Source organism: Pseudomonas sp. TMW22090 (assembly GCF_022496665.1).
GTDB lineage: Bacteria > Pseudomonadota > Gammaproteobacteria > Pseudomonadales > Pseudomonadaceae > Aquipseudomonas > Aquipseudomonas gregormendelii.
Map to the genome: position 1 here is coordinate 98,567 of NZ_SCFH01000011.1, position 13,229 is coordinate 111,795.

11 protein-coding genes are annotated in these 13,229 nt (G+C 62.0%); all 11 read left to right on the forward strand.

Annotated elements, in window-relative coordinates:
* Positions 1-54: 54 nt before the first annotated feature.
* The 11 genes from leuB (at position 55) to purF (ending at position 13,157) form a co-directional block, all read left to right on the forward strand.
* Positions 55-1,137, forward strand: a complete 1,083-nt coding sequence (gene leuB / locus EQV97_RS25730) for a 3-isopropylmalate dehydrogenase (protein WP_045057949.1) — start codon at positions 55-57, stop codon at positions 1,135-1,137.
* A gap of 69 nt (positions 1,138-1,206) precedes the next feature.
* Positions 1,207-2,319 (forward strand): aspartate-semialdehyde dehydrogenase, encoded by a 1,113-nt coding sequence (gene asd / locus EQV97_RS25735; protein ID WP_045057948.1) that lies wholly within the window; start codon positions 1,207-1,209, stop codon positions 2,317-2,319.
* A gap of 119 nt (positions 2,320-2,438) precedes the next feature.
* Positions 2,439-3,449 carry an aspartate-semialdehyde dehydrogenase gene (locus tag EQV97_RS25740; RefSeq protein WP_240890305.1) on the forward strand — a complete coding sequence of 337 codons (1,011 nt, stop codon included), beginning with the start codon at positions 2,439-2,441 and terminating at the stop codon, positions 3,447-3,449.
* Between the two features lie 93 nt (positions 3,450-3,542).
* Positions 3,543-6,203: a FimV/HubP family polar landmark protein gene (locus tag EQV97_RS25745; protein WP_240890306.1), complete on the forward strand. Its 2,661-nt coding sequence runs from the start codon at positions 3,543-3,545 to the stop codon at positions 6,201-6,203.
* A gap of 170 nt (positions 6,204-6,373) precedes the next feature.
* Positions 6,374-7,198: a tRNA pseudouridine(38-40) synthase TruA gene (truA, locus tag EQV97_RS25750; RefSeq protein ID WP_240890367.1), complete on the forward strand. Its 825-nt coding sequence runs from the start codon at positions 6,374-6,376 to the stop codon at positions 7,196-7,198.
* 63 nt (positions 7,199-7,261) lie between these two features.
* Positions 7,262-7,888 (forward strand): phosphoribosylanthranilate isomerase, encoded by a 627-nt coding sequence (locus EQV97_RS25755; protein ID WP_240890307.1) that lies wholly within the window; start codon positions 7,262-7,264, stop codon positions 7,886-7,888.
* Between the two features lie 177 nt (positions 7,889-8,065).
* Complete coding sequence (gene accD / locus EQV97_RS25760) at positions 8,066-8,986, forward strand: acetyl-CoA carboxylase, carboxyltransferase subunit beta (protein WP_045057943.1); 921 nt, start codon at positions 8,066-8,068, stop codon at positions 8,984-8,986.
* Positions 8,983-10,290, forward strand: a complete 1,308-nt coding sequence (gene folC / locus EQV97_RS25765; protein WP_122838214.1) for a bifunctional tetrahydrofolate synthase/dihydrofolate synthase — start codon at positions 8,983-8,985, stop codon at positions 10,288-10,290. The genes accD and folC overlap by 4 nt, the downstream gene beginning before the upstream one ends.
* Entirely contained in the window at positions 10,274-10,951 is a 678-nt protein-coding gene (locus EQV97_RS25770) for an SPOR domain-containing protein (RefSeq protein ID WP_122838215.1), read from the forward strand. The genes folC and EQV97_RS25770 overlap by 17 nt, the downstream gene beginning before the upstream one ends.
* A 98-nt stretch (positions 10,952-11,049) precedes the next feature.
* Complete coding sequence (locus EQV97_RS25775) at positions 11,050-11,610, forward strand: CvpA family protein (RefSeq protein WP_045057940.1); 561 nt, start codon at positions 11,050-11,052, stop codon at positions 11,608-11,610.
* Between the two features lie 41 nt (positions 11,611-11,651).
* Positions 11,652-13,157, forward strand: coding sequence for an amidophosphoribosyltransferase (gene purF, locus EQV97_RS25780; protein ID WP_045057939.1), 1,506 nt, complete (start codon positions 11,652-11,654; stop codon positions 13,155-13,157).
* Positions 13,158-13,229: the final 72 nt, after the last annotated feature.

The following is a 13,229-nucleotide window of genomic DNA, read 5'->3' on the forward strand; positions in this document are numbered from 1 at the left end:
AGAATTTTTCCGGGTGTGCTCCAAGGGCGCACCGACTGATGACAAGAGGAAAGCATGAGCAAGCAGATTCTGATTCTCCCAGGTGACGGTATTGGCCCGGAAATCATGGCCGAAGCGGTCAAGGTCCTGGCATTGGCCAGCGACAAGTTCAACCTGGGTTTCGAGCTGAGCCACGACGTGATCGGCGGTGCTGCCATCGACAAGCATGGCGTGCCCCTGGCTGACGAAACCCTGGAGCGTGCCCGCGCGGCCGACGCCGTGCTGCTGGGCGCCGTGGGCGGCCCGAAGTGGGACACCATCGAGCGTGACATCCGCCCTGAGCGCGGCCTGCTGAAAATCCGTGCGCAACTGGGCCTGTTCGGCAACCTGCGCCCGGCGATCCTCTACCCGCAACTGGCCGAGGCGTCGAGCCTGAAGCCGGAAATCGTCGCGGGCCTGGATATCCTGATCGTTCGCGAACTGACCGGCGGCATCTACTTCGGCGCGCCACGCGGCACCCGCACCCTGGAAAACGGCGAGCGCCAGGCCTACGACACCCTGCCTTACAGCGAAAGCGAAATTCGCCGCATTGCCCGTGTCGGTTTCGACATGGCCATGGTGCGTGGCAAGAAGCTGTGCTCGGTGGACAAGGCCAACGTCCTGGCATCCAGCCAGCTGTGGCGTGAAATCGTCGAGCAAGTGGCCAAGGATTACCCTGAAGTCGAACTGAGCCACATGTACGTCGACAACGCTGCCATGCAGCTGGTGCGCGCACCCAAGCAGTTCGACGTGATCGTCACCGACAACCTGTTCGGCGACATCCTGTCCGACCAGGCGTCGATGCTCACCGGGTCCATCGGCATGCTGCCATCGGCGTCCCTGGACACCAACAACAAGGGCATGTACGAGCCTTGCCACGGTTCGGCGCCGGACATCGCCGGCCAAGGCATTGCCAACCCGTTGGCGACCATCCTGTCGGTGTCGATGATGCTGCGTTACAGCTTCAACCAGCAGGTTGCGGCCGATGCCATCGAGAAAGCGGTCAGCCTGGTTCTGGACCAGGGGCTGCGCACCGGCGACATCTGGTCGACCGGTTGCACTAAAGTCGGAACGCAGGAAATGGGTGACGCAGTAGTCGCCGCGCTGCGGAATCTGTAATCTCTCGGGCCCGCTGCCACTTTCAACTTCGAAAGCAGCGGCCCACTTTTTAAAGAAGGTGTAGTTGCGATGAAACGTGTAGGTCTGATCGGTTGGCGCGGTATGGTCGGTTCCGTGCTCATGCAGCGGATGCTGGAAGAGCAGGATTTCGATCTTATCGAGCCGGTGTTTTTCACCACTTCGAATGTCGGTGGCCAAGGCCCGTCCGTGGGCAAGGACATTGCTCCGCTCAAGGACGCTTACAGCATTGAAGAGCTGAAGACCCTCGACGTGATTCTGACCTGCCAGGGTGGCGACTACACCAGCGAAGTCTTCCCGAAACTGCGCGAAGCCGGCTGGCAGGGTTACTGGATCGACGCCGCTTCCAGCCTGCGCATGCAGGATGACGCGGTGATCGTGCTGGACCCGGTGAACCGCAAGGTCATCGACCAGCAGCTCGATGCGGGCACCAAGAACTACATCGGCGGCAATTGCACCGTCAGCCTGATGCTGATGGGCCTGGGCGGCCTGTTCGAAGCCGGCCTGGTGGAGTGGATGAGCGCCATGACGTATCAGGCGGCCTCCGGTGCCGGCGCGCAGAACATGCGTGAGCTGATCAAGCAGATGGGCGCCACCCACGCCGCTGTCGCTGATCAACTGGCTGACCCGGCCAGCGCCATCCTCGACATCGACCGCCGTGTCGCCGAAGCCATGCGCAGCGACGCGTACCCGACCGAAAACTTCGGCGTACCGCTGGCCGGCAGCCTGATCCCGTGGATCGACAAGGAACTGCCGAACGGTCAGAGCCGTGAAGAGTGGAAAGCCCAGGCCGAGACCAACAAGATCCTCGGTCGCTTCAAGAGCCCGATCCCGGTGGACGGCATCTGCGTGCGCATCGGCGCCATGCGCTGCCACAGCCAGGCGCTGACCATCAAGCTGAACAAAGACGTGCCGATCGCCGATATCGAAGGGCTGATCAGCCAGCACAACCCGTGGGTCAAGCTGGTGCCGAACAACCGTGAAGCCAGCATCCAGGAACTGAGCCCGACCAAGGTCACCGGCACCCTGAATGTACCGGTGGGCCGTCTGCGCAAGCTGAACATGGGTTCGCAGTTCGTCGGCGCATTCACCGTGGGCGACCAGCTGTTGTGGGGCGCTGCGGAGCCGCTGCGTCGCATGCTGCGGATCCTGCTTGAGCGTTGATCGACTGAAGTAGACAAAGAGCCCGTGCCTTGAAAGAGGTGCGGGTTTTTTTATGAAATTGCCTGCGCCCCCACCAGCCGGTAAAGTGCCGCTCCCCACGTTCCGCCAGAGGTAGCACTATGACCCAGTCCTTTGATATTGCCGTAATTGGCGCCACCGGAACGGTCGGCGAAACGCTGGTGCAGATCCTCGAAGAGCGCGACTTCCCGGTGGGCAACCTGCACCTGCTCGCCAGCAGCGAGTCAGCCGGGCATTCGGTGCCGTTTCGCGGCAAGAACGTGCGGGTGCGTGAAGTCGACGAGTTCGACTTCAGCAAGGTCCAGCTGGTGTTCTTCGCCGCCGGCCCCGCTGTCACCCTCAGTTTCGCATCGCGCGCCACGGCTGCCGGGTGCTCGGTGATTGACTTGTCCGGCGCCTTGCCGGCCGATCAGGCTCCGCAAGTGGTGCCCGAAGCCAACGCCCACCTGCTCGACGGGATGAAAACTCCGTTTCAGGTCAGCAGCCCGAGCCCGTCGGCCACCACGCTGGCTGTGGTGCTGGCACCCTTGCTGGGCATTATCGACCTGCAGCGCATCAATCTGACCGCTTGCCTGGCTGTGTCAGCCCAGGGCCGCGAAGCCGTCACCGAGCTGGCCCGGCAGACCGCCGAGCTGCTCAATGTGCGCCCTCTGGAGCCCAGCTTCTTTGATCGGCAGATGGCATTCAACCTGCTGGCCCAGGTTGGCAAGCCTGACGAGCAGGGCCACACGCAGCTGGAAAAACGCCTGGTACGCGAAGTGCGTCAAGTCATGGCGCTGCCTTCGTTGAAAATTTCCGTCACCTGCATTCAAGCCCCGGTGTTTTTCGGCGATAGCTATAGCGTGACCCTGCAGACTGCAGGGGAGGTCGATCTGGCGCAAGTCAACGCCGCCCTGGACGATGCGCCGGGGATTGAGCTGGTCGAGGCCGGTGATTATCCGACTGCGGTCGGTGACGCAGTAGGGCAGGACGTTGTCTATGTCGGCCGGGTTCGCCGGGGAATCGACGACCCGTCGGAACTAAATCTGTGGCTGACGTCAGATAACGTACGCAAAGGTGCGGCCCTCAATGCAGTGCAGGTGGCCGAATTGTTGATAAAAGGCCTTTCGTAAAAGATACTTGCCAATAATTTGTCGACTGAATGCTGTCGGGCGCTATGCTTGCCCGCAGTGCTCGACAGCGCGGTTCAAACTAAGGATGAGGCTATGGTTCAAGTTCGCAAACTGGTGTTAGCAATAGCGGCCGCCTCGGCGCTGTCCTCCGGTATGGCGCATGCCCTCGGGCTCGGGGAGTTGACCCTGAAGTCCACCCTGAACCAGCCGCTGGTCGCGGAGATCGAGCTCCTTGATATCAAGGAGCTGACGGCGGCCGAAGTGGTGCCTAGCCTTGCTTCGGCAGAAGATTTCGCCAAGGCCGGGGTCGATCGCCAGGCGTTCCTCAACGACCTGACCTTTACCCCGGTGCTCAACCCCGGCGGCAAAAGCATCCTGCGCGTCACGTCGAGCAAGCCATTGTCCGAGCCGATGGTGAAATTCCTCGTGCAGGTCATGTGGCCCAACGGCCGCTTGCTGCGCGACTACAGCGTATTGCTTGACCCATCCAAGTTCTCTCCGCAGACCGCTGATGCCGCTGCGCAGCCAGCGCCGAGCCAAACTGTCACCGCACCGGTCACGGGTGCGACCAAGCCGACCGAGTACACCACCACTCGCCGCGACACCCTGTGGGAAATCGCCGCGAAGGCGCGCAATGGCGGTTCAGTGCAGCAGACCATGCTGGCGATCCAGGCGCTGAACCCCGATGCGTTTATCGACGGCAACATCAACCGGTTGAAAACCGGGCAGGTGCTGCGTCTGCCAGACCAGGCGCAGAGCACCAGCCTGCCGCAATCCAAAGCCATCGCCGAAGTCGCCGCGCAGAACACCGCCTGGCGTCAGGGCCGTCGTTATGCGCCGCAGCCCGGTGCCGGGCAGCAGCAGCTCGACGCGACCAATCGGCCTCGCGGTGACGCCCCTTCAACGCAGGCTGCCCGGGATAACCTCAGCCTGGTCTCGGCCGAAGCCGGCAAGGCAGGTGCGAAAGGCGCGGGGGGCGACGCGAAGAATTTGAGCAACAAGCTGGCGGTGACCCAGGAAAGCCTCGACACCACCCGTCGCGACAACGAAGAACTGAAAAGCCGCATGGCCGATCTGCAGAGCCAGCTGGACAAGTTGCAGAAGCTGATCGAACTGAAGAACAATCAGCTGGCCAAGTTGCAGGCAGAAGGTGGTCAGGACGCGCCTGCGGATGTGGCGGCTGCCCCGGCGATCAAAGCCGAACTGGCCACCGATCCTGCCGTGACTGCTCCGGAACAAGGCCTGGCACCAGAAGCCGTGCCACCAGTACCCGCAGCGACCCCCGAAGCTACACCGGTGGTCGAGGACAAGCCGGTCGAGCCAGCACCGGCGGCGGCCACGGACGAGCAGAAATACAACGACCTGCTGACCAACCCGTGGCTTCTGGGCATGGTTGGCGGTGGGGCAATCGTTCTGCTGCTCCTGCTGTTGCTGCTGGCCCGTCGCCGCAAGGCCCAGCAGGAAGCAGAGAAACACCTGCGCATGGCTCGCGCCTTGTCCGAAGAGCAAGAGTTCTCTGTCGATCACGACCTGCCGGAAAGCAGCTTCGAAGGCCTGGAAGTTCCACCGCCGAGCGTGAAAATGGCGACTATGCCCGAGCCGACTCCGGCGCCAGCACCTGCACCCGCGCCGGTGATCGCTCCGGTAATCGTTACTCCACCCATCGCAGCGCCACTGATCTCGCCGGCTGCAGAGCACTCCGACGACGTCTTGCCCCGGGCTCAGTCGCACATCAACGCCGGTCGGTTTAACCAGGCGGGCGCGTTGCTGGAAGACGGCATCAAGCAAGAGCCTCAGCGCAGCGACTTGCGCCTCAAACTGATGGAAATCTACGGCCGGCAAGGCGATCGCGAAGCCTTCGTCGCTCAAGAGCGCAAGCTGGTGGCCAATGGCGATAACTACGCCCAGGTCGAACAGCTCAAAAGCCGCTTCCCGGCCATGGCGATGGTCGCCGCGGGCGGCATTGCTGCCGCAGCCCTGGCTGCGCAAATGGATGCGCAGTACGTCAAGGACCTCATGCTGGACGAGCCACAGGAACCAGCCGCAGAGCCGGCGCCAGAGGCTGATGAGGCGCTGGACCAAAGCTTCGACCTGAGCCTGGATGACCTGGAAGCCGCCTCTCCAGCAGTGGTTGCACCCGAAACTGAGCCGGATACCCTCGGTGAGCTGGACGAATTCCCGTCCGACGATGACCTGAGCTTCCAGTCGGTGTTGCAACAGCAGACCGAGATCAAGGAAAACCTCGACGACCTGTCGGATTTCGATCTGGACATGGACCTCGGCGGTGATACCTCCCCGGCGATCCTGGCCGAGGATGACTTCCTCCTGGACCTGGATGAAGGCGTCAAGGACCTGCCTCTCGCTGACGTGTCAGGTACTCCAGAAGTGCCGCAGGACGACCTGGAACTGCCGGATGACTTCGACTTGTCGCTGGCCGACGAGATGGATGCGCAGGGGGCGTCTGAAGCCTTGCCTGCCGAGCCGGACGACCTGAGCGCCGAACTGGATCGTCTGTCCCGGGATATCAGCGCGCCGACCTTTACCGCCGACGACGCGCTGGTTTCCGCAGACGACGAGCCCGAGTTCGATTTCCTCTCGGGCACCGACGAAGTCGCAACCAAGCTCGACCTGGCCCAGGCCTACATCGACATGGGCGACAGCGATGGCGCGCGCGATATCCTCAATGAGGTCGTGAGCGAAGGCGATGACGGGCAGAAGAGCGAAGCGAAGGACATGCTGTCGCGGCTGGTCTGATGGCAGGGGGGTAAACAACAGCGGCAGCCATTGAGGCTGCCGTTTTTTGTTATAGAAGACGATCTTTTGACTTTGGCTGGCATCCCCGCCCCACAGCCTTATAATGCCCGCCTTTGCGCACATCAGCAGGCTGTCACCCCTTGGCAAATATAGATAATCCGGCCGCCGAAATGGTGCCTGAAGGTTTTTTCCGCATCGCACTGGGCGTCGAGTACAAAGGTTCGCGCTATCGCGGCTGGCAGCGCCAGGCATCCGGTGTGCTCACCGTGCAGGAAACCCTGGAAAATGCCCTGTCGAAAGTCGCCAACTCGCCGGTCTCGCTGCTCTGCGCCGGGCGCACTGATGCCGGTGTGCACGCCTGTGGCCAGGTGGTGCACTTCGACACCCAGGTCGAACGCTCGATGAAAGCCTGGGTGATGGGCGCCAACATCAACTTGCCCCACGACGTCAGCGTCAGTTGGGCCAAGGCCATGCCTGCGCATTTTCACGCGCGGTTCAAGGCCATCGCCCGGCGCTATCGCTACGTGATCTACAACGATCAGATCCGTCCTGCCCACCTGAACGAAGAGATCACCTGGAACCACCGGCCGCTGGACGTCGAGCGCATGGCCGAAGCGGCGCAATACCTGGTTGGCACTCATGACTTCAGCGCCTTCCGCGCCGGCCAGTGCCAGGCCAAGTCTCCGGTCAAGGAACTGCACCACCTGCGCGTCACTCGCCACGGCAAGATGATCGTGCTGGACATCCGTGCCAGCGCGTTCCTGCACCACATGGTGCGCAACATTGCCGGCGTATTGATGACCATTGGCGCCGGAGAGCGTCCGGTGGAGTGGATGAAGGAAGTGCTTGAAAGCCGCATCCGTCGCTCCGGCGGGGTAACAGCACATCCGTTCGGGCTGTATCTGGTGCAGGTGGAATACCGCGACGAGTTCCAGTTGCCCGAGCGTTACATTGGCCCACACTTCCTTACCGGTTTCGCCGAACTTGACGGCTGACGCCCTCGAACGCATTTGTTACCATCCGGGACTTTCCCGGAATTAGCTTGGGGTTTTATCGACATGTCAGCCGTTCGCAGCAAGATTTGCGGGATCACCCGCTTAGAGGATGCGCTGGCAGCGGTCGAGGCGGGGGCGGATGCGATAGGTTTTGTGTTCTATGCCAAGAGCCCGCGCGCCGTTACCTTTCAGCAGGCACGCTCGATCATCCAGGCACTGCCGCCGTTCGTCACCACCGTTGGCCTGTTCGTCAACGCCAGTCGCTGCGAACTGGGGGAAATCCTCGACGCCGTGCCGCTGGACCTGCTGCAGTTCCACGGCGACGAGACTGCGGCCGAGTGTGAGGGCTGGCATCGACCGTACATCAAGGCGCTGCGGGTCAAGGCCGGTGATGATATCGCGGCAGCCTGCAATGCATTTCCCAGCGCCAGCGGTATTCTGCTCGATGCCTATGTCGAAGGCGTGCCGGGCGGAACCGGGCAGGCGTTCGACTGGTCTCTGATTCCCCAAGGCCTGAGTAAGCCGATCATCCTGGCGGGTGGCCTGACACCGGATAACGTCGCCGAGGCGGTCAGCCGTGTGCGGCCTTACGCGGTGGACGTCAGCGGCGGGGTGGAAGCGAGCAAGGGCATCAAGGATCACGCAAGGATTCACGCGTTCATCGCCGCGGTACGCGGCACGTTGATGTGACGGCTGGCAGACTGCCGCCGTCCACAGGCATGGCTGAGGGTTTTTGGGTGGTACGCAGGTCACGATTCGCTGATCCGGCCATCCATGGATCATCGCCGCACATATGAATTTAGCTCAAGGGCATACGCGGGGCTGCGAACCAGAGCGTTCGAGCCGCCGGTACTGGAGAAAGAAAGCATGAGCAACTGGTTGGTAGACAAACTGATCCCTTCGATCATGCGTTCCGAGGTCAAGAAGAGCTCGGTGCCTGAAGGTCTGTGGCACAAATGCCCATCTTGCGAGGCGGTGCTTTACCGTCCGGAGCTGGAAAAGACCCTGGATGTTTGCCCAAAGTGCAATCACCACATGCGTATCGGCGCACGTGCGCGCATCGACATCTTCCTCGACGCCGAAGGCCGTGCCGAACTGGGCGCTGACCTGGAGCCAGTGGACCGTCTCAAGTTCCGCGACGGCAAGAAGTACAAGGACCGCCTGGTCGCGGCCCAGAAAGCCACCGGCGAGAAAGATGCGCTGGTGTCCATGAGTGGCACCCTGCTGGGCATGCCAGTGGTGGTTTCGGCGTTCGAATTCTCCTTCATGGGCGGTTCCATGGGTGCCATCGTGGGCGAGCGCTTCGTTCGCGCCGCCAACTACGCCCTGGAAAACAAATGCCCGATGATCTGCTTTGCCGCTTCCGGCGGCGCGCGGATGCAGGAAGCCCTGATTTCCCTGATGCAAATGGCCAAGACCTCCGCGGTACTGGCGCGTCTGCGTGAAGAAGGCATTCCGTTCATCTCCGTACTGACCGACCCGGTGTACGGTGGTGTTTCCGCCAGCCTGGCGATGCTGGGCGACGTGATTGTCGGTGAGCCAAAGGCCCTGATCGGCTTCGCCGGCCCGCGCGTGATCGAGCAGACCGTGCGCGAAAAACTGCCGGAAGGCTTCCAGCGCAGCGAATTCCTGCTGGAACACGGTGCGATCGACATGATCATTCACCGTCAGGAACTGCGTCCACGCCTGGGCAACCTGCTGGCACAGATGATGGGCCTGCCGACGCCGAAGTTCGTCGCCGCGCCAATCGAGCCAATCGTGGTTCCGCCGGTGCCTGCCAACATATGACCCAACGTACCCTTGGCGAGTGGCTCGCCTACCTGGAACAGTTGCACCCTTCGGCCATCGACATGGGGCTGGAGCGCTCGCAACAGGTAGCGTCCCGCATGGGACTGGGCAAGCCGGCGCCTCGGGTGATCACGGTCACCGGCACCAACGGCAAGGGGTCTACCTGTGCATTCGTGGCTTCATTGCTGCGCGCGCAGGGCCTCAAAGTCGGTGTCTACAATTCTCCGCACCTGCTGCGTTACAACGAGCGGGTGCAGGTCAACGGCGTCGAAGCGACTGACGCCGAGCTGTGCCAGGCCTTCGCGGCAGTCGAGGCAGGCCGTGGCGATACCTCCCTGACTTATTTCGAAATGGGCACCCTGGCGGCGTTCTGGCTGTTCCAGCAGTCGGGGCTGGATGCCGTAGTGCTCGAGGTCGGCCTGGGCGGGCGCCTGGATACGGTCAACGTGGTGGACGCGGACATGGCGCTGGTCACCAGCATCGGCGTCGACCACGCCGATTACCTGGGTGATACCCGCGAGTCCGTGGCCTACGAAAAAGCCGGCATCTTCCGCCAGGGCGCCCCCGCGCTCTGTGGCGATCTGAATCCTCCGCAACCTCTGCTGGACAAAGCCCGCGAGCTGGCCTGCCCGTTTTTCCTGCGTGGGCGTGACTTCGACCTGGGTGTCACCGATCACCACTGGCAATGGCGCGGTCTTGACAGCCAGGGTCGGGTAGTCGAACTGCGGGACCTGCCCCTGCTGGACCTGCCAATGGAGAACGCCGCGCTGGCCTTGCAGGCTTATCTACTGCTGGGGCTGCCTTGGGTAGAGGCAAAGATCATTGAAGCCTTGAAGGCGACTCGCGTGGTGGGGCGCCTCGACCGTCGCGAGTTCGACTGGCAGGGCAAACGTCTGCACCTGTTGCTCGACGTGGGGCATAATCCTCATGCGGCCGAATACCTGGCTCGCCGTCTGTCCAGTCGTCCGCCAGTCGGCAAGCGTCTGGCAGTGTTCGGCTTGCTCGCGGACAAGGATCTGGACGGTGTCGTTGGCCAGTTGAATGCCAGTGTCGAGCATTGGGCGGTTGCACCGCTGGATTCGCCCCGGGCGCGCCCGGTGGCTGATTTAGAAGAGGTGCTGCAGAACCTTGGCGCTTCAGTAACGTCCTATGCCAGCGTGGCCGCCGCCCTGGAAGGGCAGTGCGCACGAGCGACGAGCGACGACGAAATTCTGTTGTTCGGATCATTTTATTGTGTCGCCGAGGCCCTTGAGTGGTTGGCCCGGCGCTCCACGGAGGAAGCGGCAAATGGCATTGCTGGATAAGGCTTACAAACAACGCATGGTCGGCGCCCTGGTGCTGGTCGCGCTGGCAGTGATTTTCCTGCCGATGCTGTTTTCCCGTCAGGATGAGCAGCGCCAGGTGACTGTCGAGGCGCCTGCTGCCCCGCAAGCGCCTTCGGTGCCCCAGGTGCAGATCGAGCCGGTGGTCGTACCTGAGCCTCAGGTGCTGCCGCAGGAGCCGGTGCCGAGCGACGAAGAAATCGCCGAGCAGCAAGCGCCGTCGACGCCAATCGCCCCCGCGGTGCCTGTCGCCCCTGCGCCGGCCTCGGCAGCCAAGCCGGTCGCGCCAGCCCCGGCACCCGTCCCGGCATTGGCCGCCAAGCCAAGCACGCCACCGGCCCAGCCAATCACGGCGACGCCCGGCAAGCCGGACACCAGCCAAAGCCGCGTCGATGCCAATGGCCTGTCGGTCAGCTGGTCGGTGCAACTGGCCAGCCTGTCGAACCGTGCCAGTGCCGAAAGCCTGCAGAAATCCCTGCGAGCCCAGGGCTACAACGCCTACATTCGCACCGCTGATGGCAAGAATCGGGTATTTGTCGGGCCGCTGATCGAGCGCGCCGAGGCCGACCGTTTGCGCGATTTGTTGAGCCGCCAGCAGAACCTCAAGGGGTTTGTGGTGCGTTTCCAGCCCGAGCGCGGATAAAAACTATCGCTGCGATTGAAATGCACTGCTAATCGCAGCTTACCGACAGGCATGCGCTCTGCTAAAATGCGCCGCCTTATCCGTCTGTAGGCTGCACTGTGCCATTTACCTGGGTTGATTGGGCGATCGTTGCAATTGTCGCCATCTCCGCATTGATCAGTCTTAGCCGCGGCTTCGTCAAGGAAGCATTATCGCTGGTGACCTGGATCATCGCAGGAGTCGTCGCCTGGATGTTCGGTGGTTCATTGTCCGAGTACCTCGCCGGATACATCGAAACGCCATCGGCTCGCGTGATCGCGGGCTGTGCCATCATGTTTGTCGCCACTTTGATAGTAGGCGCAATGATCAATTATCTTATCGGCGAGTTGGTACGTGTCACCGGGTTATCCGGGACCGATCGATTCCTCGGCATGGCCTTCGGCGCTGCGCGTGGCGTGTTGCTGGTGGTCGTGGCGGTCGGGCTGTTGAGCCTGGGGCCGGTACAGCAGGACGGGTGGTGGAAAGAATCACAGCTCGTACCAAAGTTTCTATTGGTCGCAGACTGGTCCAAGAACCTGATTCTCGGGTGGAGCAGTCAGTGGCTTGCCAGCGGTATCAGCGTACCCGCTGAGATACCGTTCAAGGAGCAACTCTTGCCGACGGCCAAAACGCCGCAGTGAGTGTTGCTCAGTTCAGATCCATTAAGTAGGGGTTGCGTCGCATGTGTGGCATCGTCGGTATCGTCGGTAAGTCGAACGTCAATCAGGCGCTGTATGACGCGCTAACCGTCCTCCAGCACCGCGGCCAGGACGCTGCCGGTATCGTGACCAGCCATGATGGCCGGTTATTCCTGCGCAAGGACAATGGCCTGGTGCGTGACGTGTTCCATCAGCGTCACATGCAGCGTCTGGTCGGTCACATGGGTATCGGCCATGTCCGTTACCCGACCGCTGGCAGCTCGACTTCGGCCGAAGCTCAACCGTTCTACGTCAACTCGCCTTATGGCATTACCTTGGCGCACAACGGTAACCTGACCAACGTTGAACAACTGGCCAAGGAGATTTACGAATCTGACCTGCGCCACGTCAATACCAATTCCGATTCGGAAGTGCTGCTCAACGTGTTCGCTCACGAACTGGCCCAGCGCGGCAAGTTGCAGCCAACCGAAGAAGACGTGTTCGCCGCTGTCACAGACGTGCACAACCGTTGCGTCGGTGGCTATGCGGTCGTGGCGATGGTGACCGGCTACGGCATCGTCGGTTTCCGTGACCCGCACGGTATCCGTCCGATCGTCTTCGGCCAGCGTCACACCGACGAGGGCGTCGAATACATGATCGCCTCCGAAAGCGTGTCCCTGGATGTGCTCGGTTTCACCCTGATTCGCGACCTGGCACCCGGCGAAGCGGTCTACATCACTGAAGACGGCAAGCTGCACACCCGCCAGTGCGCAAACAATCCGTCCCTGACCCCGTGCATCTTCGAACACGTCTACCTGGCGCGTCCGGACTCGATCATCGACGGTGTCTCGGTCTACAAGGCCCGCCTGCGCATGGGCGAGAAGCTCGCCGAGAAGATCCTGCGCGAGCGTCCGGATCACGACATCGACGTGGTCATCCCGATTCCGGACACCAGCCGGACCGCGGCCCTGGAACTGGCGAACCACCTGGGCGTGAAATTCCGCGAAGGCTTCGTGAAGAACCGCTACATCGGCCGGACCTTCATCATGCCGGGCCAGGCAGCGCGGAAAAAATCCGTACGCCAGAAGCTTAACGCCATCGAACTGGAATTCCGCGGCAAGAACGTCATGCTGGTAGACGACTCGATCGTTCGCGGCACGACCTGCAAGCAGATCATCCAGATGGCTCGTGAAGCCGGCGCCAAGAACGTCTACTTCTGCTCCGCGGCACCGGCCGTTCGTTACCCGAACGTGTATGGCATCGACATGCCGAGCGCGCACGAACTGATCGCCCACAACCGTTCGACCCAGGACGTGGCTGACCTGATCGGCGCTGACTGGCTGATCTACCAGGACCTGCCTGACTTGATCGAAGCGGTCGGTGGCGGCAAGATCAAGATCGACAAGTTCGATTGCGCGGTGTTCGACGGCCAGTACGTCACAGGTGATGTCGACGAGGCTTACCTGAACAAGATCGAGCAGGCACGCAACGATGCCTCCAAGGTCAAGACCCAGGCAGTCAGCGCGATCATTGATCTGTACAACAACTGAGTAACTGGCCGGCCTGTGGGGCAAGGCTTGCCGGCGATGGCGTCTGCAAAGACGCCATTGCTGGCGAGCCTT

What these genes read in the sequence shown, in the direction of transcription:
- purF (WP_045057939.1), top strand. Translation starts at nt 11,652, where the DNA reads ATGTGTGGCATCGTCGGTATCGTCGGTAAGTCGAACGTCAATCAGGCG.
- folC (WP_122838214.1), top strand. Translation starts at nt 8,983, where the DNA reads ATGACCCAACGTACCCTTGGCGAGTGGCTCGCCTACCTGGAACAGTTG.
- EQV97_RS25745 (WP_240890306.1), top strand. Translation starts at nt 3,543, where the DNA reads ATGGTTCAAGTTCGCAAACTGGTGTTAGCAATAGCGGCCGCCTCGGCG.
- EQV97_RS25755 (WP_240890307.1), top strand. Translation starts at nt 7,262, where the DNA reads ATGTCAGCCGTTCGCAGCAAGATTTGCGGGATCACCCGCTTAGAGGAT.
- asd (WP_045057948.1), top strand. Translation starts at nt 1,207, where the DNA reads ATGAAACGTGTAGGTCTGATCGGTTGGCGCGGTATGGTCGGTTCCGTG.
- EQV97_RS25770 (WP_122838215.1), top strand. Translation starts at nt 10,274, where the DNA reads ATGGCATTGCTGGATAAGGCTTACAAACAACGCATGGTCGGCGCCCTG.
- accD (WP_045057943.1), top strand. Translation starts at nt 8,066, where the DNA reads ATGAGCAACTGGTTGGTAGACAAACTGATCCCTTCGATCATGCGTTCC.
- EQV97_RS25740 (WP_240890305.1), top strand. Translation starts at nt 2,439, where the DNA reads ATGACCCAGTCCTTTGATATTGCCGTAATTGGCGCCACCGGAACGGTC.
- truA (WP_240890367.1), top strand. Translation starts at nt 6,374, where the DNA reads ATGGTGCCTGAAGGTTTTTTCCGCATCGCACTGGGCGTCGAGTACAAA.
- leuB (WP_045057949.1), top strand. Translation starts at nt 55, where the DNA reads ATGAGCAAGCAGATTCTGATTCTCCCAGGTGACGGTATTGGCCCGGAA.